The following is a 23386-nucleotide window of genomic DNA, read 5'->3' on the forward strand; positions in this document are numbered from 1 at the left end:
GATTCGTAAAAGTAAGCAGGCTTATGAGCAAGTGAAGATGCCGTTCGACGTGCTTTAAGCTATTAGTCGATGAGAAATAGTGGCTAGGCGCAGCGACCATTTATTATGTTCAATCCCGGACTACGCATCGGAATCCATATCCGTAGTTCTGATTGGCCTCGATGTCCACTCCTTTGGGATCTTTTTGCTTTGGTGCATCTGGTACGCGGGATGCTCGCGTGAAGGTCATCGATACGAGCGCTAGCGAGTCCCCGCCTTGGCTTGTGCTACTGCGAACGACCTTCTCGCTTCCATTCTTTGGACCTTGGGGGTCGCGCAGGTTATTGCCGCTATAGTTGGCCTCGTGCCAGTCTTGAACCCACTCGTGGCCGTGATCAATCATGTCATAGAGGCCCGCAGGATTAGGGGGGAACCTGCCAAGAGGAACGGCACTGCCATCCATGTTCTGATCGAAGCTGGCGACATTTCGGCCGTCGTCGATCCTGCCATTATCGGTGGCGTAGACCACCATTCCACCGCCTGAACGCGCGGCATACTCCCATTCAGCCTCGGTTGGCAGTGTGGCTCGTTTTCCGATCTTCTTTCCAAACCAAGCACAAAATTCATCTGCCTGATTCCAGCTTACGCCCGCTGACGCTTTCACATGCTTTCGATAGAGATCCGCGTCGATCTCCGAATTGCCCACTGGGGGGCGTCCAACGCTATCGGAGAACGCATCGTATTGCTCGATCGATACTTTGTGAGCTGTGATCGAGAAGTCGCCTACCGTCACCCTGCGAAGGATGTCGTCGTTGGTCTCACCGCTGTATGGAAGCTTATCAGCGCTATGCTGAGGGCCGAAGTCGCCCATCAGAAAGGTTCCTCCCTTAACTCGGACTAGATCCTGAGCCATCTGCTGTGGAAGGATCGCGCCCGTACCCGCTTTCGCTTCGGCTTGGGTAGCGTTACCCGGCTTGCCGGCGCATGCGCTCGGGGCAAAGGGGAGAAGCGCAAGAATCGCAATAGGCCACAGTCGGTGGTTACGCACGTTCAGCTCCTTTCTTGAGCCAACGAATGTTGGCCGTGTTCACGGATCTGTTGAATGAAATGGCTGCGAAAGGCGACGCGGCAAGCGTCCTCGGCTACGCTACTTGCTGAAAGGAGCGCCTTGTCGGTGCCGTCGGTAGGATTGCCGCTATCTCCCCCGGAGCACTCTTCCTCGTGTCAGTCCTGTACCCATTAATAGCCGCAGTCTGTCATGTCGTGCCGTCTTGCCGGATTGGGAGTGGACTTGCCGAGAGATGTTCCACTGCCGTCATCGTGCTGGCAATGGCTCGCTAGATTGCGACTATCATCGATATCTCCTGTATTGGTTGCGAACAAAACCATCTTGCCTTCCGTGCGCCGCGTATTTCCAATGCACCCCGGTTGGGAGTGTGAGCTTCCTGCATGATCCTTTCCCGGCCCACGTGCAGAAGTCCATGAAGTCCTGTCACTTCACACCGGCTGCAGCCTTGAAGTCGGCAAATTACAGATCAGCGTCAATCTTCGTAATGCCTACCTTTGCGCGAAAAGACGCGTCTGTGAAGGCATCAAAATCCTCAATCGACACTTTGTGGGCCATGATCGAGAAGCCGTCCAGCGTGATCCTCCGGAGGGCGTCATCATTCATTGCGCCGGGGTAGGGCAGTTTGTCCACGTTGTGCACGGGCCCAAAGTCGCCTATGAGAAACGAGTCTCCCTTGATCGGCGCCAGGTCCGCCATGATCTTCTGCTGCGTGGATTTCCTTGACCCAGCCCCGCACGCTGGCGCGCCTGCCCAGCCAGCTCATCCAAACCGGGCACGGTGCGCACTTGGGCAGCCCTCGCGATGACGCCACGAAGCCACCCAGTAACTCAATCCCGTGTCATGCTCGCCGGGGACGCTGAAAGGAGTTTCGATGTTCACCGGATGGATGCGGGAGTTTCCCCTGGGGCGTGGGCTTTCTCCACATGAGGACGCCTCGCGTTTCGATGCCCATAGCCCCCAATCCGTGACGCCTGCCGAGCGCGCCTGCCTGGTCCGCTTCAACTCGACCTACATCGATCTGATCGATCGTCGTTTCCGGCTGCGCGGCATGGTATCGACCACCGTGGTCCTGCTTGGCACGCTGGGGCTGTTCCTGCTTGGTTTCTTTCTTCTCTTCACTGTGGTCATCCCCAACCTTGAGGGAGACGGCTGGGACTGGGTGATGTATGCAATGGTGGCTGCGTGCGTGATCGGCGCCCCCGCACTGTTCTGGCATATCACCCTTCGATACGAGTTCTTCACCTACGTCTGGTACCCGACGAGATTCAATCGGCGTAACCGCACGGTCTACTTCTTCACCGGCGGGAAGGAGGGGGCCGTATCCGTCCGTTGGGATGAGGCCGTGTTCTACATCGGGCGAGGAACCAGCGAGGAGTTCCTGCGTGATCTGCGTTGCAGCATCATTGAGGATCACGTCGTCAAGCGGACCTTCGCTATCGGCCACTACTACGATGACGAGCTGAAGATACGGGCGATCTGGGAGTTCCTTCGTCGCTACATGGAGGACGGTCCTGCGGAAGTGGTCGACACTATCGACGGTCGGCAGATGAACCTGTCCGTGGTGCCGTCATTGCGCAACTGCTATCTGTTTGTGGTGGCCAGCCTCGGGCCAGCCATGCTCAGTGCCCGATTCATCCTGATGCCGCTGCTGTTGCCCCTGGTGTTCTGCCGGTGGCTGGTCCTGCGACCCTGTCGCATGCCTGTTTGGCCGCAGTGGGTAGAGGAGGCGTGTGCGGTTGACGCGGATGACCCACTTGGACTGGTCGAGACGGACGTCATGGCGCCGCCTGAGTTTGAACGTAAATGAATCCCATCGGGGAATGACACAATGGATTACGCTGGAATCGACGCAAGGAACCTTCGCTTCGCGGTAAATCGCTCATTGACGGCAGATGAGGAGCGAGAGCAATTGAAGGTCTCGGTTCCCGTTGGCATCCCGGCGTGCAGCGGATTGTCAGTGATCAGATTCAGTGCGTCCTACCTTGAGCTTGTAGACCGTTGGTATCCGGTGAAGGGCTTCAACGTATGGCTCTCGGTGCTCGGCGCGCTGGCGATGATTCCAACGTCGCTGTATCTCCTGTTCAACCTGATCATCTTCGGGGAGCCTTTCAAGGAGGAGGAGCGATGGATCCTCTGGTGCTTCTGGGCCTTCATCGTTCCCGTTTCATCGTTCATTCTCGCGGGTATCGTGTGGTTGTTTAGAAGTGAGTGCTTCCGATGGACGCACTACCCGATTCGCCTTGATCGGACGGGGCGCAAGGTGCATTTCTTCCGCCAGGACGGAACGGTCGCTACTGGTGACTGGGACCGATTGTTCTTCTTCATTGGTGAGGCGACCACGCCACCCTTGGGAAAGACGCACGACATACGGGCTCACTTCCTGTCGGAGGATGGAAGGACTGTCCTTGAGACGTTCTCGGTGGGCTACGTGTATATGGGCGACCGACGTGATCTGCTCGGGCTATGGGAGTTCATCCGACAGTACATGGAGGGCGATGATGAAGTGGTTGCCCGGAATTGCGCTGATGTTCCAATCTGCATTCCAGTTCATGATCGCAAGGAAGGTTTTGTATTTGGTGTGGTTCGAACATTCGCAGGCTTGATCCACTGGCCATGGCTCCATCTGGTCGCATGCCTGACTTTCAGCTTCATTGCCATCGGACGTTGGGTGGCAATGTCCACCTGCCGTATTCCCGTATGGCCGAATGAGATCGAAAATGATGGTGCTGTCACTGGAAAGGATCGCTGGCAGCGGGATTGGCGGGACAATCCCAGACTTGGCTTCCTGGAGAAGACATGGCCGCTGATCTGTACCGCAACTGGCGTTGGGGCGGGACTCTGCATCATCTACATGATCGAGCGCTCGTTAGGATGATTGTCGATCAACACAGAGCGGGGCAGCGGGTGCGGTCCAGCTGCGACTTCGCTTTCATGCACATGGAGGATGGGCGATGAGCCAGTTCGCCGGCTGGCTCGCCCAGCGGTATCGCAACAACCGTCGTTTGGACAACTACGAAGTCGCTGCCGATGTCCGGAATTTTGATGCATCAACGCTGGCGCCCCTGGATAAGGGCATTGTCTACCTCGATGTCGATTGCATCGAGTACGTTGACCGGCATTTTCTCTATCGCGGATGGGCAGCGATGTGGGGCTTTGTCGTTATTGGCTTGGCGCTACTGTTCGTCTCGGCCATTGCGCATGCAACGGTGACGATGCAGGCTGAAGGCAAGGCGGTCAGCTCGGAGATGGCCATTACCGTCGCTGTCCTGGGTGTTCTGATGCTCGGCTTCGTCGCATTTGCCTACAAGATGCTTCTCGGAAGAGACATCTTCCGCTGTCAGTACTACCCCATCCGCTTTGATCGCGCTACGCGTCAGGTGCACGTGTTCACGGGTGGGCGCAACAAGGTGGTGTCGGCGCCCTGGTCGGATGTCCGCTTCATCATCGGCAGGGACAAGCCTGCGGGACCTGGCGAGGACTATACCTACGATCTCAGGGGCCTAGTGATGCGCGGCGATCAGGTGGTCCACACCTTCGCAGTCGGGTCGGATTGCGGCTCCAACCCCGCCGTCGTGCTTGCGCACTGGGAAATGATCCGGCGCTTCATGGAAGAGGGGCGTTCCGCGCTCCCGTTCCCGCCGTTGCAGCTCTACACCTCGGTAGCACCGAGCTTCCGCAATGCATTCATCATTCATGTGTCTTCGGCCGGCTCAGGGCTGATGTGGATCGCGCTGCCGCTCACCTTGCCCTGGGCACTGTTCCGCTTCCTGGCGATGAAGCTGTGCCGCAAGCCGGTCTGGCCCGCGTCCATCGTCAGGCGCACGGCGGCTTCTTCGGGTACGCCGCCACTCCGCGCCCCCGTTGTGTACGGGCGGGTCGATCATGCAGAAGGGCGCGCGGAGAAGATGGAGCGCTTCTGGAAGGAGTCGATAGCTGCAGCGAAGGCCCGCAACGATGAGGTGCGGCAGCAGCTGCTGCGGGCAACCGACGGTACCTGATCAAGCAGGTGGTGGGTAGGGCTGCATGGCCGCAGCGTGTGCGGACCAGGAAGCGCCTACGGGGAAAACCGAGTCGAGCACGGCTCGACTCTACTAAACCAACTACATCGCCGGGCAGGCCGGGTCCTTGCCGCTCACGGCGGCGCAGATCCGCCGGCGGCAATCCACGCCCTTCAGCGAGGTCGGGCTGGGGCAGCTGCGCAGCTGGGCCTGGATGTTCGACTCGGTCGACGCGGACTTCTTGCTGGCCACGCGCTCGAAGGCGGCACGCTCGTCCTCGGTGCGCTTGCGCTGGTCGGCCTCGATCTGCGCGATCAGGTCATCCATGCTCTGCGGCTGGGTACTGGCCTTCGCCTTGCCCTTGGCCTTGTCTTCTTCCTTGATGATGCCGAGCAGGGTGCCGAGCAGGTTTTCATCGCCCTTGCCCTGGGTGCCGGCCCGCGGCGCCTCGCGCGTGCTGCGTGACGCTGCTGCAGGGCTGCGTGCGCTGGTGCCTGTTGTTGCCGTGGCGGGGGTGGCGACTGCCGCGGCTGCATCAGCAGGCGCGGGCGTCATGCTCTCTGCGGGTGCAGGTAGCGCGGGCTCACCCACTGCAGGCGGCGCATCCACGATCATGGCCGCACCGTCGCGTGATGATGTAGCGGGGATATCCGGGTGCCCCGTGGCGTGAGCCGGATCCGGGGCCAGCGAATACTCGCTGGGCTCGGGGTAATCGGCGCTGCCGGAGAGGCCCCACGCAGCAAGCCCGGCAATTGCGACGACGGCGGCGCCGATGCCCAGCCATAGCCCGAGGCGACGGGTGCCACCAGACGATACACGCGCAGCACGAGGCGACGCGGTTGCCTGCCGGCCCTCCATGTCTGCCAGAATACGGCCCGCATTGGGGGCCTGGCCTTTGGTCTGCGCTCCCCCTGAGAGCAGACTTGGCCGGTTGATTCCGCCATTATTCAAGTGCTTCCAGCCCTTGGTTTGAGTCGGCATCTGCCGAAGCGAATTTTCGCATTCTTAGTGAAAGCGGTTGGGGCGTCAACCAGATCGCGTGTCAGGGAGGACCAGTGTTGCCAATCGTGGTTGCAGCCATTGCCGTCGTGCTGCTTGTGGCACTGGTGTGCTGGGTGTTGTTGTTCCCTGAGACGGTGGAGTCGCTGCGCCAGGCGTTGGCGCGCCGGTTCGGCGGATTCCGGCGCAGGGCCGGGCGGGTCGGTGACAAGGTCGGTCACGGCGTCACGCGGGTACGCAGTGGGGTTCGTGAAGAAGCCGGTGCGGCGCATAGCGCGATCCGGCGCCATTGGCCGATTCTGGCAATTGCCACGGCCGCTCTGGTGATTCCTCCAATTGTGATACTGGTCACACGCCAGACGGTGGTGCTGGAAGATTTTCGCGGCGATGATCTGGCGGAATCCAGTTCGATGGTGGCCCAGCTGTTGCGTGGCGAGCGTCTGACCCCGCCGCCGCCGCCGCCGCCGGAGGTGTTCACGACCGCCGAGGTGCGTCGTTTGCGGCCTGAAATTGTCACGGCGGACCGCAAGTGGAACCAGATCGATGCGGATCTGCAGCAGCGCGTGCTGGCCATCTACGAGGTGATGCGGCGCCAGTATGGCTACGAGATGGTGCTGATCGAGGGCTATCGCAGCCCTGAGCGCCAGGCCGAGTTGATGGCTGGAGGCAAGGCGACACGGGCCGGTGCGTGGCAGAGCTGCCATCAGTATGGCCTGGGCGTGGACAGCGCCCCGATCCGTGATGGCAAGCTGCAGTGGGACATGAATGATGAGTGGACCAAGCGCGGTTACTTCCTGTACGGCGAACTGGCTGAACAGGCAGGGCTGGACTGGGGCGGCAACTGGCGCAGCATCAAGGACTATGTTCACGTGGAAATGACATCCCGCTGCCGCGCGGCGCGTGCGGCCAAGCGTGAAGAGCTGTCACGCCAAGGGTGATAACCACACGGTGGTGCTGGTATGGTTATGGCGATGATCTGGGTCGCCGGGGCACAGGGGGCGATGGAGCGCCAGGTCACACAGGATCAAGGAGCATGATGGATGGCACGACCATTTATTGTCGTTGGTGACAAGCTCAGCCACGGTGGCAGCGTGGTGGCAGGCACTGGCGAGACCGACATCAATGGCAAGCCGGTGGCGCGCGTGGGTGACCGTGCCGTGTGCGCGATGCATGGCACGACCACGATCGTCAGTGGAGACGTAACCGTGATGATCGACGGCCAACCGGTGGCGCGCGACGGTGACCGTACCGGATGCGGGGCGACATTGGTGGCTTCGCAGGCCGCTACCGGCCTGCGCTGATCGGCGCGGTCGACGGGAGCAGCGCATGGAGCAGGGCAACTGATGGCAGGATGGCTGGGCAAGGCAGCGTCGGTGGTGATGGTGTTCATCGCTACCTGGGGCGCGACGATTCTCTATTGGCGCAACAGCGGCACGGTACCGACCGGCATGCAGATGCTGGCCTACCTGGGCCTGCTGCCTGTTGGGCTGAGCAGCGCAGGCTTCATGCTGCGCGGCGCTGTGCGCCGTGGCGCGGAATCGGCGCTGGACAAGGCCACGTCTGATGACGGCAAGGCGGCAGCTGCAAAGCAGGAGGCGGCCGATCCGCAGTCCGCTGCGCCGCCTTCGGTCGCGCTGCTTGCCGGCACCCTTCGGTTGGGCGTGGATCTGGATGCGCCGGCGCTGCTGGCGACGGCTGCTGCGCCACCGCGCCCTTCGCTGGATGGGCGCTTCCGTGACAACTACAACCTGCCGGTGCGGATGAGCGCGGCCCAGGACCTGGACGAGTTCGAGGTCGTGCAGGCGCGCCAGGATGGCATCGACACGGCGGCGCATGAACGCCGCGCACTGGCGTTGCTGCGACCGGTGCTGGAAGAGCTGCTGGAATCCGTGTTCACGGTGCTGCCGGAGATCGTGGCCTCTGAGGAAGTGGTGGTGGCTGGGCTGCGTCGTCGCGACGAACAGCGCGTGGAGAACGTACTCAGCATCGAGCTTCTGGTGCCCGGCAGCTGGTCCGATCCGCTGCGCCACTGGGCACAGGACTGGCTGCTGGAGCAGGCGCGCCTGGCAGGCCTGGATGCGCGCCGCTTCGATGTGCGCGTCACCACGCTGGATGGCGCCCGCGAAGTCTGGCCGCATCTGCAGCGGGTGATCGATGCGCTGTCGACGGGGCAGCCGCGCTGGCACCTGGTGCTGGCGGCCACCTCCTTCATCGATTCCGCGCTCGTCGCGGCCTGGCAGGCCTCGGGCGTGCTGGCGACCGCGCAGAATCCCGATGGCCGGGTGCCGGGTGAAGGCGCCGCCGGCGTGCTGCTGTCCAGCCGGGCGCTGGCGCACGACGGGGCGGGCCGCGTGTGGCGCCCGCAACTGGTGCGTGCCGAACAGATCGAAGCGCAGCGCCCGGCCGAGCAGCGCCGGCAGCTGGCGGCGCTGGCCACGCACTGGCATGCCTCCCTCGGCCAGGCGCCGGCGCAGGCGCAGTTCGTGCTGCACGATGCCGATCACCGCGGCGACCTGATGGTCGATGCCGCTGCCATCGCCGCGACGCTGGCGCCCGACCTCGATTTCAGTCCGCAGAGCCTGGCGCTGGCGATCAGTGCCGGCGAGCTGGGGCCGGTGCTGCCGATCGCCCAGCTGGCGCTGGCCCATGCACAACTCCAACGCCAGGCCGAACCGGTGTTGCTGCTCGGCGTTGCCGACAACCAGCAGCGCCTGTTCGGCCTGGTCGACCCTCTTCCTTCCCCGACGCTGCCGGCCGATGCGCCGTCGGCCTCCTGACCCCTGGATCCCTGCATGAGTTTGAGCAATTTCAGCTACTACCTGCGCGACTACCGTCTGTGGATGGTGATCGGCCTGGTCGGTGCCGCTGCGCTGGCCCACTACGGTGAAGCCGAAGCGCGGCAGATAGGCATCTGGGTGGCCGTCGTGCTGGCAGGCCTGCTGCTGCTGGCGCTGCTGGTCTGGGGCATCAAGCGGATCCTCGCGCGGCGTGCGGCCAAGCGGGTGGAGGCGATGGTCAAGGACGAGGCGGACAAGGCGGTGGCCTCGTCGCAGCCGGCGCAGCGTGCCGATACCGAGGCGCTGCGCACCCGCATGATGGACGCGGTCAAGCAGATCAAGTCCTCGCGGATGGGCGTGCTGAAGGGCAACGCCGCGCTGTACGAGCTGCCGTGGTATGTGATCATCGGCAATCCCGCGGCCGGCAAGAGCACGGCCATCCTCAACTCCGGGCTGCAGTTCCCGTTCGAGGACAACCGCGGCAACGTGGTGCAGGGCATCGGCGGCACCCGCAACTGTGACTGGTACTTCACCACCAATGGCATCGTGCTCGATACCGCCGGCCGTTACTCGGTCAGCGTCGAGGACCGCATGGAATGGCTGACCTTCCTCGGCCTGCTGAAGAAGAACCGTCCACGCGCGCCGATCAACGGCGTGATCATCGCCGCCAGCCTGGCCGAGCTTTCCGGCAGCAAGCCGGAATTCGCGATCGAGCTGGCCAAGAACCTGCGCCAGCGCGTGCAGGAAATCACCGAGCGGCTGGAAGTGTTCGCGCCGGTCTACGTGCTGTTCACCAAGGCTGACCTGATCGCCGGCTTCAGCGAATTCTTCCGCAACCTGGACCCGGGCGAGCGCGAGCACGTGTGGGGCGCGACGCTGCCGTTCGACGTACAGCAGCAGGGCGATGCACTGGCCGCCTTCGACAGCCACTTCGATGAGCTGGCGGAAGGCATCAAGGAAATGAGCCTGACCCACATGGCGATGCAGCGTGGCCGCGAGGTGTCGCCGGGCCTGCTGTCGTTGCCGCTGGAGTTCGTCGGCATCAAGCCGGCGCTGCGTACGTTCATCGCCACGCTGTTCGAAGACAATCCGTACCAGTTCAAGCCGGTGTTCCGCGGCTTCTACTTCTCCAGCGCGCTGCAGGAAGGGCGCTCGGTGCACCATGCTTCCGAGCGTGTCGGCCGCCAGTTCAATCTGGAACGCGGCTCCAATGTCGATGAGGCGCCGACCGGCCACACCGCGTTCTTCCTCAAGGATCTGTTCCGCAAGGTGATCTTTGCTGACAAGGAGCTGGTGCGGCAGTATTCCAGCCCCCATCAGAACCGCCTGCGCTATGGCGTGTTCCTCGGCGCGGTAGGCGTGCTGGCGTTGGCGCTGGGCCTGTGGACCTGGTCGTATACGACCAATGCGCAGCTGGTGGCCAATGCGACCAAGGATCTGGACCAGGCCGTGCGGGTGCAGAAGGACCGCATGGACCTGAAGTCGCGCATCGACGCGCTCCTGCTGCTGCAGGACCGCATGGAGCAGCTGGACCGTTACGGCAAGGAGGGCGGCATCACCACCCACCTCGGCCTGTACCAGGGCACGGCGATCCGCGAGAAGCTGCTGCGTGAGTACAACCACGGCATGCAGCAGGTGATGCTGGCCCCCACCGTATCGAACCTGGAGAACTACCTGGGCCAGGTGGTAGCCGAGCGCGACAAGCTGGGGCAGGGCAACAGTACCGCCGCCGAGAGCGAAGTGCTGTACCAGAATGCCTCGCCGACCAGCACCAACGATGCCTACAACGCGCTCAAGACCTACCTGATGCTGGGTAATCCCAAGTACGTGGAAGGCGCGCACCTGTCGCAGCAGCTGACCCTGTTCTGGCGTACCTGGCTGGAGGCCAACCGCGGCCAGATGAGCCGCGAGGAAATGGTCCGCGCGGCCGAGAAGCTGATGACGTTCTACGTGGCGCAGGCCGGCAAGCCGAGTTGGCCGCAGGTGCAGAACAAGGTCACCCTGGTCTCCGATACGCGCCAGGCGCTGGGGCAGGTGATGAAGGGCCAGCCGGCGATGGAGCGCGTGTATGCACAGATCAAGGCGCGGGCCGGCGCACGTTTCGGTACCACCACGGTCGACAGCCTGGTGGGTGTCGAGCGCAATGGCCGCCTGATCAACGGCAGCTACGCCATTTCCGGCGCCTTCTCGCGCAAGGCGTGGGAGGAGTATGTGCAGGATGCGATCAAGGAGGCGGCCAATACCCAGCTGAGCACCACCGACTGGGTGCTGGGCACCACCGAGCAGAGCGACCTGTCACTGGCTGGCAGCCCGGAGCATGTCTCGCGCGAGCTGGTGAACATGTACAAGAACGACTACGCCCGTGAGTGGACCAAGTTCCTGCAGGGTCTGAGCGTGGCGGAGTTCAGCACCTTCGACGAGGCTGTCGGCCGCATCAACAAGCTGGGCGACGCCAGCAACTCGCCGTTGCGCATGCTGCTGGAGCGCATCAACGAGGAGACGGTGTGGGACAACCCGCAGGCGCTGGCACGCTCCAGCAAGGCGCGCAAGGGCTTCGTGGCCTGGTTCCAGCGCACCATCCTGCGCAAGGACCCGGCGGCGACGGCGGCGGCGCAGCCGGTCGGCCCGATCGGCAAGGCCTTTGAAGGCATCGCACGGCTGACCAGCGAGCGCGGTGACCAGCCTGCCGTCATCACCGCGTACTTCGAGACGCTGGCCAAGCTGCGTGCCCGCCTGAACGCGATCAAGAGCCAGGGCGAAATCGGCGTCGGCACCCGCAAGCTCATGCAGGACACCTTCAGCAACGAGGGTTCGGAGCTGAGCGTGGGCCTGGCGCTGGTGGACGAGCAGGTGCTGACCGGGCTGGACGAGAAACAGCGCGAGGCACTGCGTCCGCTGCTGCTGCGACCGCTGACCCAGACCTTCAGCACGCTGATCGCGCCGACCGAGGATGAGGTCAACAAGACCTGGAAGGCGCAGGTCTACGATCCGTTCAAGGCGCGCATCGGCCAGCAGTACCCGTTCAACCTCAACTCCGATGTCGATGCGGCACCCAGTGACATTGCCGGCATCTTCGGCGCCAGCGGCAGCATCGCCGCCTTCAACAAGGAGGCACTGGGGACGCTGGTGATCCAGCGCGGTCCGCTGCTGGAGACCCGGCGCTGGGCCGGGCAGGGCGTGAACCTGTCGGCCGAGCTGGTGGCCAACTATGGCAACTGGGTGAGTGGTTCGGCGGCTGGTGCGGCGCAGGACACCACGATCTTCGAGATCCTGCCGGCCCCGGCAGCCGGTGCGCTGGAGTACACCATCGAGATTGATGGCCAGGTGCTGCGCTACCGCAATACGCCGCCGCAGTGGACCACCATGCAGTACCCGAACGTCGGCCAGGTGCCGGGCGTGAAGATCACGGCGGTGACCGGCGATGGCAGGACGGTGGAAGTGTTCAGTGCGCCGGGCTCGAACGGCGTCAATCGCCTGATGTCGGCCGGCCAGGTCGAGCGCCTGGATGATTCCAGCCGCATCACCTGGACGGGCAATGGCGTGTCGGTTCCGGTTGAGATGCGCATCGTGCGCCGCGCCGGTGAAGCGGCGCAGGGTGGCGGTGATTGGCAGCGCGGCCTGCAGTTGCCCGAACGGGTGGCCGGTGGCGAACCCGCCGCACCGGCGGTGCCCACTGCCGCGCCGGCCGCGCCGGCGACACCGGCCCCGGCCGCTGGAGGTGCCCGATGAGCCGCGTGGTCAGCGCCGGTGTGTCGTACTTCGGCAAGGTGCCATCGCGTGGCGATTTTGTGCGTGCGGCCGACAACCATCAGTTGCTGGGCTGGCTGGATCGCTGGGCCGGCGAAAGCCTGGAGCTGCTGAGCCAGAGCCCGGACTGGAAGCAGCGCTACGACGAAGCACCGGAGATCCACTACGCCTTCCTCGGCTCGCGCAGCAAGATGGTGTTGTGCGGTCACTTCCTGGCCAGCCGCGATGCGTCCGAGCGACGCTTCCCGCTGCTGTCGGCGCTGCGCCTGGATGCACCGGAACCGCTGCCGTTCATCGGGCGCAGCCCGCTGGCGATGTCCAACGCGTGGTCGGGCCTGGCCCGTCTCGCCCGCCAGGCCTACCAGGACAGTGATGCCGCACAGGCACTGGCGCAGCTGGCCGACGCGCGTTTCAGCATCAGCACCGATCCCGGTGACTACAACGGCAGCTTCCAGGATTTCCTGGAGAACACCACGGTCGCCGACCTCGAGCAGCGCCTGCGCGATTCCGGCCATGGTGACGTGGCGCTGCGCCAGGTGCTGCCGGCCCTGGGCCTGCTGCTGCAGCCGGTGCTCAGCGGCGGTGACGTCAACATCGACAAGGCACTGGTGTTCCCACTGGTCCGCGATCCCGCCTATCGCCCGCTGGTGGCGGCATTCTGGCTCGACCTGCTGTCCAGCTTCGTCGCCCGCGGTGATTTCGAACTGGCCGTGCTGATCCGCAATGATGCCGCGCCGAGCATGATCGTCGGCTTCAACGGCGCCGACCGCCAGGTGCTGCGCGCGGTGCTGGACCCGGCCGAGGCCGGCGACTTCCTGATCCGCATCCAGCACTCGGAATGGGTGGACGACTACCTGCGCGGCGACTACAACCTCAACCGCTTCGGCAGCTTCCTCGACCGTGACGACCTGGCCCTGGCCACCGCACGCAAGCTGTTCGGCGAGACTTTCCTGGGAACCTGACGATGCGCCTGTGCAATTCTCTTTCTCTCGTGCTGCCGCTGCTGCTGGCCGTCGCGCCACTGTCGGCGCAGAACGCGCCGGCTGCAGCCCAGGCGACCACGGAGCGCCCGGTGGTGATCGAAGGCGTGGTGCCTGACCAGGCAACCAAGGCCAAGCTGCTCAACAACCTGCGCGCGGTCTATGGGGCCGATCGCGTTGTCGACCGCGTCCAGGTCGAGACCATCGCCACGCCGCCGAACTGGGGCGATTACGTATCCGGCATGATCAACCCTGGCCTGAAGCGGGTGTCGCCCGGCAAGCTGGAAGTGAACGGCCAGGCCGTGAAGATCAGCGGTGAGGTCGGCAACGAGGCCCTGCGCCAGCAGGTCGCCAGTGACCTGAGCCTGGCCAGCAACACCAGCTACACGGTCACCAACGCGCTGAAGGTGGGATCGCAGCAGAACGTGCTGGACCAGACCCTGGCCAACCGCATCATCGAGTTCCAGAGTGGCAGCGCCCGCCTCACGCCGTTCGGCATGAGCATCCTCGACGAGATGGTGGCCAAGATGGCGCAGATGCCCGACAGCCGCTTCCTGATCATCGGCCATACCGACAACGTCGGCCAGCGCGAGTCCAACCTGACCCTGAGCCACGCGCGTGCGCTGGCGGTGAAGAACTACATGATGTCCAAGGGCATCCCGGGCAGCCATATGGACGTGCTGGGCAAGGGGCCTGATGAGCCGGTGGCGGACAACACCAGCAACGATGGCCGCGCGCGCAACCGTCGCATCGAATTCAAGATCCAGTAACCGCGCGGAGAGCGGGCCTGGCCCGCTCTCCGCTCGATGGCCCGGAAGCGCTCAGTCTTCCGGGTTCACGTCCAGCATCTCTTCCATCTGCTCCAGCGTGCCATGGTCCTTGATGACCCGCTTGAGCCACACGTGCAGCGGCATTTCGCCCCAGCGCGCGGCTTTCTCGGCCAGATAGGCCACGGGGCTGTGCGGTTCGGTACGACGGAAGAACTCGGCCACCTGGCGCAACTGCTGCAGGGCTTCCTTGCGTGAACCCGGAGCACCGGCCGGCCCACGCGGGGCGGCGCTGACCGGCGCCGGGTCGAATGCCGGGGCATCCGCGGCGAAGTCGGTGCCGCTGAACGTGTCCTCTGCCGGCCCGGTCTCGCCATCGAGCAGCACGCCCGCCTCGCGCGCGAAGCGCAGTACGGTGCGCTGCAGATGCTCGAGCTGCTCGCGGACCGCGCTGAAGCTGGGGCCATCCAGGCCGAGCCGGTTGTCGACCGCAGCCTGCAGCTCGGCCAGTGCCTGGCTGCAGTCCGGCAGGTCATCGGCCAGCTGGCGATAGAACCCGTGCTGGGTATCGCGGCGGGCGGCATTGAGGATGTCCAGTCCGGGGCGGCCGTCATCGTCCTCGCTGCTGTTGGCGCGGGCATGGGCGTGCTCGAAATCGGCCAGGCTGAAGCGGCCCTGTGGGGCGACGATGATCGGCACCGCCCGCAGCCACTGCAGCGAATTGGTCAGCAGCCAGCTGAGGTTGCCGATACGTTCCTCGAAGTCGCCGTCCGGTGCCTGTGGATGCACCTCTTCCCAGAACCGGTCGCACAGGCCGGCGGTGACCCGGTAGCCCGCGGCCAGGCCCTGGAATCCCTCCAGCTGGGTGGCGGCCTCGCTGAGCCAGCCAGCCAGCCGCAGATCCTTGGTCCGGGTCTGCAGCAGATCGTTGGCATCGCGCAGTACGCTGCTCCAGTCGGCGTACTTGATGTCGGTCTGCCACGCGCCCTGGTCCAGGGTCGGGTCGTCGGCACGACGGTTTTCGATGATCCGATCGAACTCGGCCGAGAATGACAGGTCTTCACCGGTCGGGGCGTGTTCGGAAATCGGGGCCAGCAGGGCTTCCTGATCCAGCATGGCAGGTCTCGTTGGGGACTGTGGTCGATTCTAGCGGTTGAATGTGAACGCGGTTACGGGATGAGGGAAAGTCACGGGAGCTGAATACGGCATTCCGTCAGTTATGTGACGGAGAACGCAGTTCATTGCCCGATCTTGCGCCGTGATTTTGACGAACACCACGATCTGGTAGATTTATTAGCTGGAAACCGACGCCGCGCACCCGAGAGTCGTGCGGCTTTCACTCTGGAAATGGCATGGATCAGCTGAACAACCTGATGGCGCAGGTCGCCGGTCTTGGCGACGCCCAGCGTCTGTATCGCCTGCAGTCCGACGCATTCACGGCATGCACCGTGGAGCGTTGGCGTGGACGTGACGCGTTGGGCGAACACGCGTGGACCGAAGTAGACGTGCTTTCCACCGATGCGGATGCTGCCCTGGAGGCACTGCCTGCAACGCGCGCCACATTGACCCTGCAACTGGCTGACGGTGGGCAATCGCAGCGCAGCGGACTGGTGGCCGACGCCGCCCGGGTTGGAGGCGATGGTGGGCTGGTCCGCTACCGTCTGCACCTGGTGTCATGGACCTGGTGGCTGCAGCACGCGCGCCACAGCCGTGTGTTCCAGGAGCAGGCCGTTCGCGCGATCGTTGACGCGGTTCTTGCCGGGCATGGGGACATCGCGCGCTGGCGCTGGGCCGAGGGGGTCGACGACTTCCTGGGCGAACGCGTGCGCAGCTACTGCGTGCAGTACCGCGAGAGCGATCTGGATTTCCTGCAGCGCCTGCTGGCCGAAGAGGGGCTGGGCTGGCGGCTGTACGCCGATGAAGAGGCTCCCTGCGGCAATGGCATGGAGATCTTCGCCGACAGCGTGGCGTTGCCGGAGGATGCGACCAGCGCCGGGTCCGGCGTGCGTTTCCATCGCAGTGATGCCACCGAAGCCAGTGACAGCGTGCAGGCCATCGGCATGTGCCGGAGCCTGGCCAGCACCACGGTCAGCCTGCAGAGTGATGATTACCGGCAGGTACGTGCCTTGGCCGGCCAGTCGCCGATGGACGGCGGTGGCAGCCAGTCGGCGCGCGAGGATTTCGATGCCGTGGGTGCCTACGCGTTCAGCGATGGTGCCGCCGCTTCGCGCCAGGCGCGGCTGCTGGCCCAGGCACGCGAAGCACACAGCCGACGCTGGCGCGGACAGGGCACCGTGCGTGGCCTGCGATCGGGGGCCTGGCTGCGGCTGCAGCAGGCGCCGGGCGCGACACCGCCGGAGCTGCTGCTGGTTGCCGTGGACCATGCCGGCATCAACAACCTGCCGACCGACCTGCGGCGCACCCTTGATGATGCGTTCGGTGTCGCGCCGGCCGAGAGCGACGACGCGGCGCTGTGGCAGCAGGCCGATGCGGTGGGCTACAGCAACCGGTTCGAGGCGGTTGAACGCAGCACGCCGTGGCGGCCACTGCTGCTGGATGGCACCGGTGCCCGGCTGAATCCGCGCCCGACCGTGCCGGGCTACCAGACGGCCGTGGTAGTGGCCGGGCAGGGCGGCACCAGCAAGGATCTGCATGCGGACAGCCAGGGCCGTGTGCGCGTGCGCTTCCATTTCCAGCAGGGACAGGGCGGGGGCGCTCACGACAGTGCCTGGTTGCGCGTGGCACAGCGCTACGCCGGCCCTGGCGTTGGCAGCCAGTTCCTGCCGCGGATCGGCCAGGAAGTGCTGGTCGGCTTCCTGGATGGCGATATCGATCGGCCGCTGGTGCTGGGAACGCTGTACAACGGGCGTGGCGAGGCCGGTGTGGTGCCGACGCCCGCTGGTGCCAGTGGCCAGGGCGACGTGTCGGCCTATGGCCAGGCCGGCGATGCACGCCACAGCGCGCAGGCCAACCTCAGTGGTGGCCAGGCACCGGCGTGGCATGCGGCCGGCGCGGGCGACCAGGCGCATCGCCAGGGCGGTGCGCTGTGGGGTATCCGCTCGCGCGAATGGGATGGCGGTGAAGGCAGCAACCATCTGTTGTTCGACGATTCCAACCAGCAGCTGCGTGCGCAGCTGGCCAGCAGCCAGCAGGTATCGCAGCTGACGCTGGGTCATCTTCGGCACCAGGCTGACAACTTTGTCGGCAGCGTGCGTGGCACCGGTTTCGAACTGCGCAGCGATGCCTGGGGTGCGGTACGCGCGACGGCGGGCGTGTGGCTCACCGCCTATGGCCATCGATCGTCCGCGCCCGCGGGCGAGGCGGTGCAGCCCTCCGCGCTGCTGGCCCAGCTGCAGACGCTGGGCGAGCGATTCACCCAGGCCGCGCGCAAGCACGTGACCAGCCCGCTGGCGATGCAGGAGGGTGCGAAGGCCAGGCAACGCTCAGCTCTGGTAGCTGATCGCTCTCCTGTGCCGGGCATTCTCCAGAGCGTTCGCACGACCTTGACCGGGGAGGCGTTTGATCCGGCAACGGAACAGGCCAGCAAGCGTGATCCCGCACCCGGTGAAACGCGCGTGCCGCACAGTGGTGATCCGCTGCTGGGCCTGGCCGCGCCGGATGGCGTCGTGCAGGTCGCCGGACAATCTTTGCAGTGGTCCAGCGGTGAAGGGCTTCTGTTGTCCAGTGGTGGTCACAGTGACATGACCGTGATGGGGCAAGCGCGCCTTCATGCCGCGCAGGCAATGGGCATGCTGGCTACGGCCACCGGTACGGGCGCGGAGGGGGTGGCGCTGGCCGCCGTCGCGGGCGCGGGCCAGCTGGACGTGCAGGCACAGGCCGATGCAATCCATGTGCAGGCCCGGCAACCGCTGCGGGCCGCCAGTGCGCAGGGTGTTGTCGAGGTCGAGGCGGGCAAGGTCGTGCATGTCGCCACCAGTGGCGGCGCCAGCATCACCCTTGAGGGAGGCAACATCACGTTCGCATGCCCCGGTGTTATCACCGTGCACGCAGGAACGAAATCCTTCCTGGGGCCGGCCCAGTTCAAGACCGAGCTGCCGAACTGGAGCCAGAGCGACACATCCAGCTGGAGACTGACCGGGTTCTCGGGGTGATGGATGGCATGCCCTGATATCACTGCTGGAACTCTTCGAAAAGGCACCGAACCATGAATCAGAGAAAGCCAGGCAAGCCGGTCAACCGTCATCTGCCCGTCGCGTTGCCCAAACTGCTGCTGGCAACGTTGTTGCTGCCACTGGCGGCCTGCGGAAACGGGGCGCCGCAGGGAGGCGCGCAGGAGGACGCCACGCGTTCGGCGCAGGCCGCGGTCGAGGCGCAGATCGCGGCCGATGCACGCGCCGCAGAGGGTGAGGCGCCTCTGCCGGGTGACCCGGACAGCACCGAAACGCTCTTCGACGGGTTGCTTGATTGCCAGCCGAAGGGCTGGTACCTCAGCGCTGAATCAGGTCGGCCCGCCAACCCTTACCTGGCCAGGCACGCGCCGGAACCCTGCGAACGCGATGAGGAGTTCGGGATGGCGTACTTCTGTGTCAAGGCGGATTTTCATGGCCTGCCGGTCGAAAGGGTAGTTGCCCATCTGGGAACCGCGCCCACCCCGATCGGCATCCTGATCGACCTGCCGCTGGACCAGGCGCGCGCGCGCGCGCGCAAGTCGTTGGGGTCGGATTTTCCCGAGGATGAGCGCAGCCAGCGTGGCGAAAGACCGAAGTTGGGTCCCCAGGGTGACAACACGCAGAAGTCGCAGTTGATGTGCACGCCCGATTGGGCTTGATCAAGGATAGAGAAGAGCACGATGCCGACGTACAACCCAGGCCCGCCGTTCCGCGTAAGCAGTGACTGGTCGAAGGCCCGCAAGCACCCGACACAGGGTACGGTGAAGCGCCACGAAGGGCAGGATTGGGCCGCACCGGCAGGTACCCCCATTCCCGCTGCAGCAGACGGGCATGTGATCTATACCGGATGGATGAACGGCTACGGCAACACGATCGCCGTCGAGCACATGATCCGTGGGCAGGTGGTGCATACGATGTATGCGCACATGTCGGCTGCGTCGCCGCTGAAGGTGAAGGACAAGGTCAAGAAGGGCGATCCGCTCGGGCCGGTCGGGATGACGGGTGGGGTGAGTTCGGGAAATCACCTGCATTTCGAGGTGCATCCGTTCGCCGAGTCCGGGAAGTTGGTGCTGCACAAGACGGTTGATCCGGCGACCTTCGATTTCCCGGACGGAGAGGCCGTGTCCGGCGCGTTCGGGTATCCATTCCTGCTGAAGGATGGTGAGCCGGCGCGCAGTCTTGCCGCCTACATGCATGCGATGCGTGGCGCGGAGGACGGGTTCTATCCGGTGGGCGGCAACAGCCTCTGGCACGGTGGCATTCATTTCGGCGATGGAACTGCCAATGCGTTGGCGCAGGGGCCGACGCAGCTCGGCGAGAAAAGTGGCGTGCGCTGCATCGCCGACGGTGAGGTGGTGGCCTACAAGCTTGATTCAACCTATCCCGCGGTGCAGTTCCGCGAGAATCAGCTGAAGGCGTTGTATTCCACCGGTTTCACGCTGGTGCGGCATACGCTGGTGTTGCCCGAGAGCACCCAGCTCAAGGCGTGCCAGCCGGAAGATGAAACGGCTGACCTTGAGGAGCAGACCCGCGCGGCGCAGATGCGTTCGGCAATCGCCGTGAAGATGCAGGCCGAGGACAGGAAGGCTGCTGCGGACGCCAAGGAGGCACAGAAGGCAGCGGCGGCCGAGGCAGCCAAGGATGCAAAGAAGGGCAAGAAGACCGAGGTTCCCAAAGCGGAGGCGACGCCGGAGCGGACTGAGAGCAAGCCGGAAACACTGGTCCTTTTCAGCCTGTACATGCACCTGATGGATTGGCGTGGTTATCGGCAGGACGAAAAGATTCCGCGTGCGAAGTACTGGAAAGGCGACAGTACCTACCGTGTGACCGCCTCTGCCGCCGAGGATACGCAGAAGGTCCCACCGCCACCGCCACCGCCACCGCCACCGCAGGAAGAATCGACGGCAGATCCCTTCGCGCTGCCACGCTCTCCGTTCTCCAGTGATCGCGGCTTCGGCCTGGGCGAGTCACCGCTGGGAGGCGGCTGGGGCCAGGGGCAAGCAGGTGGTCAGGCGAGCGTCGAACAGCGTGGATTCGGATTGGAGGCGGCCGCAGAGCAGGCGACACCACAGCGCGTGCCTTATGGCAGCCTGCCTACACCCGGTGCGTCGATGCCATCCTCGGCGTCGGCCACTGATGCGGCCAGGGCGACGGCTGCGAGCGCGCCGGCTGCACCTGCCATCAAGGGGCGAAAGGGGCTGAACATCCGTTCCGAGCCGAACGGGAAGCTGCTTGGCATGCTGGGGCAGGGAGCTCGCGTGCGCTTCACCGAAACGAAGGCGGTGGGCAAGGGCGTCTGGGGCCACATTGGAGAGCTGCTCGAAGGCGAGATCATTGCTGCGGAAGCCGTCGATGGACAGGTCAAGCCGGGGGCCGAAAATGGCTGGGTTTATCTGTCGCGCATGGAAGCGGTGTTTGACAAGCCCGATCCGGTGGACCAGGTGGTGGTACTGGACAAGCCATTCCCGGTGAAGGCCGGCGATATCATCGGCCAGATCGGTGAGTACCAGACCTTTGGTGTTGCACGCGCATCGCCTTCGCCGGGCATGCGCAGCATGCTGCATCTGGAGATGTTCAGCGGCGGTGATGTGCCCGGTTTCATCGGGCGCAGCCGCGCGTACGCGGCCACGCGGCCTGAAAACGAACGCAACATGCTGGTGCTTGATGTCGGCGTCAAGCTGGTCACGCCCATCGCCAGCGACACCGCCCTGGCTGCAGGTTCGATCGTGGCGATCGCTGCCGACAGTCCGAAGGGGGCCTGGGTAAAGTTGCACAAGTCCGTGGCCGAGCAGGTGCCGAGAAAGGCGCTTGGAAAGTACAACGAGAAAACCAAGCGCTACGCCGATGGCCGGATGTTCACCGGGTGGTACGTCAGCAGTACAGGTGAACGGACGCAGTCGGAGAAGGTGGGGGGGAAGTGGCCGGACCGAGAGGTACTCACCGAGCTCGACGACGTTTTCTGGGCAGAAGCAGCACGCGTTCCCGCTGCGGCGGCAGGGAAGCCTCTTGATGCTGACCTGCCCGCGTGGACCCGTTATCCCTTGCAGCTCAGCAACCAGACGACGCCTGCCGGAAAGCTGCCGCGCGTGATCGCGCGCGTCGAGTTGGACACGCTTGGAAAAGAGTTCATCGCGATTGACGATAAGGGTAATCGCTGGTGGTGGGTGGCGACTGATCAGGCGCCGGGATGGGTTTGTCAGAAGGATCATCCTCTGACGCGTTGGGAATCCCCGTGGGCATGGCCGTGCTTCGAGTACGTGGAAGAAGGTCAGCTGACGCCACTGGACCTGATGGCCTGGAAGGTTTTCCAGATGGCCAAGTCGCGGCCCGAGGAGAAGGCGGAGCACAAGATGCGGGCCGATCGCGTCCGTGGCAGCTCGCTTCATCGCAAGATCTATCAGTTGATTGACGTCAACAACGATGGCGATCTGAGCCCGGCAGAGTTGAAACACGCGCAGCAGAATCCACTGCTGGCCCGCTACCTGCAAAGGTTGATCGCTCGCTATGAGAGCGAATGGGGCGGTGGCATGCAGAAATGGGACGAACTTGATTCCATGATGATGCGGGCGCAAGGCAACGAGTGGGCGGGCGAGAAGGTGCGGATCCGCAAGCTGCAATGGTGGGAAACCGTGCAGGGGGTGAAGGATTTCCCTTCGAGCCTGGACGTGTTTCATTTCCATCCGCTGGCCATGATCTCCAATTTCATGGGCTTGGGGACGAAGATCATCGACGGTGACCTGGTGCGGCGCCTCGGTGATCTGATCGCGCATGGCGAAGGCGGATACGATTCGTACAACTCGGGCACCAAGAATGTTCCCGAGGGCAAGGTCGGTTTCAGTTTCCGCAATCCTCCGGCCGGCACAGTGACCGGGAAGACCATCGACGAAATCCTGGCAACCGAGCCTTTGGACGGTACCAACCGCAACCGCATGTTCGCGACCGGAAAGTACCAGACCATCTTCGGAACTCTCAAGGCTGCCAAGGCCAAGCTGGGCCTCACCGGGAACGAGAAGTACGATGCGGAACTACAGGAGCGGGTGTTCCGCGAGTACCTGCTGTACAAGGCAGGTGATGGCGCACTGGGGCGTCTGGTGATCGAAGGCAAGGGCACCGTGGATGATGCGCAGATGGCGGCGGCCCAGGAATGGGCGTCGATCGCTGCTCCCAAGGGCCGCAAGATCGCCTCGGGAGCGATATCGGACGGCACCATGTCCTACCATCAGTCGCTGGCGAACAAGGCAAACGTGGAGTCCACGCCGGCGGTTCGCGCGCTTCTTGTCGAAATCCTGGAAAGCAAAAAATGATGAAGATCAACACCAGCGTCTGGCGGGGACTGCAGCCTGTGCTGTTGCTCGGCCTTCTTCTTTCGGCCGCCGCTTGCACGGGGAAGCCGAATTCATCGGAGAACCCGGCCGCAGTTGTGCCGCCGACGGGGGCGGCTACCACGACGAAGGAAGTGCCTGCATCTACAGCGGGCAACGCACGATATGCTGGCGTCAAGATGCTCTCCCCTCATTCCGGGTGTGCTTTCCTGAGCAGTCCGATCAACTTCTGTGATGATCGTCATCGTGCCCAGATCGACAAGGTGATCGCCGAGCAGCGGCCGAACTTCAACGGGCACTACATCGTGGCGGAGCTGGAGGAATGGCCTGAGTACTTCCAGCGCTCGGTGGTCGTCATCAACGCCCGGAGCGGGGTGGTTTATCCGTTGCCGATCGACGCATTGTCCGGCCCTTTGTCCAGCAAAGGAGAGCCGACCACTTATGGGAAGGTGGAAACGTCCGTGGATGCGCAGCAGTTCTGCCTGGTCGGAGCGATACTGGCTTACCGTTCAATCAACGACGGGCGTTTCTGCTTCGGATTCGACGGTGTCCGCTTTACCGGTCACCAGACTGCATACATGGCGTCCGAAGGACAGTGAAGGGATTTCAATGGGGCGG

General features: G+C 64.2%; 17 protein-coding genes. 13 read left to right on the forward strand and 4 right to left on the reverse strand.

Going from position 1 to position 23386, the window contains the following annotated elements; genetic code table 11:
* Positions 1–109: 109 nt before the first annotated feature.
* Both VPH47_RS08335 and VPH47_RS08340 read right to left on the reverse strand, forming a co-directional pair.
* Positions 110–1027 (reverse strand): formylglycine-generating enzyme family protein, encoded by a 918-nt coding sequence (locus VPH47_RS08335; RefSeq protein WP_368850491.1) that lies wholly within the window; start codon positions 1025–1027, stop codon positions 110–112.
* A gap of 480 nt (positions 1028–1507) precedes the next feature.
* Positions 1508–1744, reverse strand: coding sequence for a hypothetical protein (locus tag VPH47_RS08340; protein WP_368850492.1), 237 nt, complete (start codon positions 1742–1744; stop codon positions 1508–1510).
* A gap of 175 nt (positions 1745–1919) precedes the next feature.
* On the opposite strand from VPH47_RS08340, the gene VPH47_RS08345 reads away from it, so the two are divergent.
* From VPH47_RS08345 to VPH47_RS08355, 3 genes are all read left to right on the forward strand, one after another.
* Positions 1920–2855: a DUF6708 domain-containing protein gene (locus tag VPH47_RS08345; RefSeq protein WP_368850493.1), complete on the forward strand. Its 936-nt coding sequence runs from the start codon at positions 1920–1922 to the stop codon at positions 2853–2855.
* A 21-nt stretch (positions 2856–2876) separates the two neighbouring features.
* Positions 2877–3923, forward strand: a complete 1047-nt coding sequence (locus VPH47_RS08350) for a DUF6708 domain-containing protein (protein WP_368850494.1) — start codon at positions 2877–2879, stop codon at positions 3921–3923.
* Positions 3924–3999: 76 nt separating this feature from the next.
* Positions 4000–5046, forward strand: a complete 1047-nt coding sequence (locus VPH47_RS08355; protein ID WP_368850495.1) for a DUF6708 domain-containing protein — start codon at positions 4000–4002, stop codon at positions 5044–5046.
* 102 nt (positions 5047–5148) lie between these two features.
* On the opposite strand, the gene VPH47_RS08360 is transcribed toward VPH47_RS08355, so the two are convergent.
* Positions 5149–5601 (reverse strand): hypothetical protein, encoded by a 453-nt coding sequence (locus VPH47_RS08360; protein ID WP_248857915.1) that lies wholly within the window; start codon positions 5599–5601, stop codon positions 5149–5151.
* A 500-nt stretch (positions 5602–6101) separates the two neighbouring features.
* Here VPH47_RS08360 and VPH47_RS08365 point away from each other — a divergent pair, with 500 nt between their 5' ends.
* The 6 genes from VPH47_RS08365 to VPH47_RS08390 all read left to right on the forward strand — a co-directional run bounded on the left by VPH47_RS08365 (position 6102) and on the right by VPH47_RS08390 (position 14319).
* On the forward strand, positions 6102–6983 hold the full coding sequence (locus VPH47_RS08365; RefSeq protein WP_248857913.1) for a M15 family metallopeptidase: 882 nt from the start codon (positions 6102–6104) through the stop codon (positions 6981–6983).
* Positions 6984–7085: 102 nt separating this feature from the next.
* Positions 7086–7346, forward strand: coding sequence for a PAAR domain-containing protein (locus VPH47_RS08370; protein WP_368850496.1), 261 nt, complete (start codon positions 7086–7088; stop codon positions 7344–7346).
* A 42-nt stretch (positions 7347–7388) separates the two neighbouring features.
* Positions 7389–8822, forward strand: coding sequence for a hypothetical protein (locus VPH47_RS08375; protein WP_368850497.1), 1434 nt, complete (start codon positions 7389–7391; stop codon positions 8820–8822).
* 15 nt (positions 8823–8837) lie between these two features.
* A complete protein-coding gene (gene tssM, locus VPH47_RS08380; RefSeq protein ID WP_197611897.1) occupies positions 8838–12551 on the forward strand; it encodes a type VI secretion system membrane subunit TssM in 3714 nt (1237 codons plus the stop codon).
* Positions 12548–13531 (forward strand): type VI secretion system-associated protein TagF, encoded by a 984-nt coding sequence (gene tagF / locus VPH47_RS08385; RefSeq protein ID WP_110712638.1) that lies wholly within the window; start codon positions 12548–12550, stop codon positions 13529–13531. Before tssM ends, tagF begins: the two co-directional genes overlap by 4 nt.
* A 2-nt stretch (positions 13532–13533) precedes the next feature.
* Entirely contained in the window at positions 13534–14319 is a 786-nt protein-coding gene (locus VPH47_RS08390) for an OmpA family protein (RefSeq protein ID WP_110712637.1), read from the forward strand.
* A 51-nt stretch (positions 14320–14370) separates the two neighbouring features.
* Here VPH47_RS08390 and tssA read toward each other — a convergent pair whose 3' ends face one another.
* A complete protein-coding gene (gene tssA, locus VPH47_RS08395; RefSeq protein WP_110712636.1) occupies positions 14371–15432 on the reverse strand; it encodes a type VI secretion system protein TssA in 1062 nt (353 codons plus the stop codon).
* A 236-nt stretch (positions 15433–15668) separates the two neighbouring features.
* Here tssA and VPH47_RS08400 point away from each other — a divergent pair, with 236 nt between their 5' ends.
* From VPH47_RS08400 to VPH47_RS08415, 4 genes are read left to right on the forward strand one after another with little or no spacing between them, the layout of a single operon-like run.
* On the forward strand, positions 15669–18428 hold the full coding sequence (locus VPH47_RS08400; protein ID WP_258015038.1) for a type VI secretion system Vgr family protein: 2760 nt from the start codon (positions 15669–15671) through the stop codon (positions 18426–18428).
* Positions 18429–18481: 53 nt separating this feature from the next.
* Complete coding sequence (locus VPH47_RS08405; protein WP_180846300.1) at positions 18482–19105, forward strand: hypothetical protein; 624 nt, start codon at positions 18482–18484, stop codon at positions 19103–19105.
* A gap of 21 nt (positions 19106–19126) precedes the next feature.
* Complete coding sequence (locus tag VPH47_RS08410; protein ID WP_368850498.1) at positions 19127–22750, forward strand: M23 family metallopeptidase; 3624 nt, start codon at positions 19127–19129, stop codon at positions 22748–22750.
* Positions 22747–23367, forward strand: coding sequence for a hypothetical protein (locus VPH47_RS08415; RefSeq protein WP_368850499.1), 621 nt, complete (start codon positions 22747–22749; stop codon positions 23365–23367). The genes VPH47_RS08410 and VPH47_RS08415 overlap by 4 nt, the downstream gene beginning before the upstream one ends.
* Positions 23368–23386 lie beyond the last annotated feature (19 nt).

Source organism: Stenotrophomonas sp. WED208 (genome assembly GCF_040984485.1).
Taxonomy (GTDB): domain Bacteria; phylum Pseudomonadota; class Gammaproteobacteria; order Xanthomonadales; family Xanthomonadaceae; genus Stenotrophomonas; species Stenotrophomonas riyadhensis.

Excerpts from the sequence above, each read along its gene's own strand:
- VPH47_RS08360 (WP_248857915.1), bottom strand. The coding sequence starts at position 5,601 with ATGACGCCCGCGCCTGCTGATGCAGCCGCGGCAGTCGCCACCCCCGCC.
- VPH47_RS08390 (WP_110712637.1), top strand. The coding sequence starts at position 13,534 with ATGCGCCTGTGCAATTCTCTTTCTCTCGTGCTGCCGCTGCTGCTGGCC.
- VPH47_RS08400 (WP_258015038.1), top strand. The coding sequence starts at position 15,669 with ATGGATCAGCTGAACAACCTGATGGCGCAGGTCGCCGGTCTTGGCGAC.
- VPH47_RS08415 (WP_368850499.1), top strand. The coding sequence starts at position 22,747 with ATGATGAAGATCAACACCAGCGTCTGGCGGGGACTGCAGCCTGTGCTG.
- VPH47_RS08345 (WP_368850493.1), top strand. The coding sequence starts at position 1,920 with ATGTTCACCGGATGGATGCGGGAGTTTCCCCTGGGGCGTGGGCTTTCT.
- tssA (WP_110712636.1), bottom strand. The coding sequence starts at position 15,432 with ATGCTGGATCAGGAAGCCCTGCTGGCCCCGATTTCCGAACACGCCCCG.
- tssM (WP_197611897.1), top strand. The coding sequence starts at position 8,838 with ATGAGTTTGAGCAATTTCAGCTACTACCTGCGCGACTACCGTCTGTGG.
- VPH47_RS08355 (WP_368850495.1), top strand. The coding sequence starts at position 4,000 with ATGAGCCAGTTCGCCGGCTGGCTCGCCCAGCGGTATCGCAACAACCGT.
- VPH47_RS08405 (WP_180846300.1), top strand. The coding sequence starts at position 18,482 with ATGAATCAGAGAAAGCCAGGCAAGCCGGTCAACCGTCATCTGCCCGTC.
- VPH47_RS08370 (WP_368850496.1), top strand. The coding sequence starts at position 7,086 with ATGGCACGACCATTTATTGTCGTTGGTGACAAGCTCAGCCACGGTGGC.
- VPH47_RS08375 (WP_368850497.1), top strand. The coding sequence starts at position 7,389 with ATGGCAGGATGGCTGGGCAAGGCAGCGTCGGTGGTGATGGTGTTCATC.
- VPH47_RS08340 (WP_368850492.1), bottom strand. The coding sequence starts at position 1,744 with ATGGCGGACCTGGCGCCGATCAAGGGAGACTCGTTTCTCATAGGCGAC.
- VPH47_RS08350 (WP_368850494.1), top strand. The coding sequence starts at position 2,877 with ATGGATTACGCTGGAATCGACGCAAGGAACCTTCGCTTCGCGGTAAAT.
- tagF (WP_110712638.1), top strand. The coding sequence starts at position 12,548 with ATGAGCCGCGTGGTCAGCGCCGGTGTGTCGTACTTCGGCAAGGTGCCA.
- VPH47_RS08410 (WP_368850498.1), top strand. The coding sequence starts at position 19,127 with ATGCCGACGTACAACCCAGGCCCGCCGTTCCGCGTAAGCAGTGACTGG.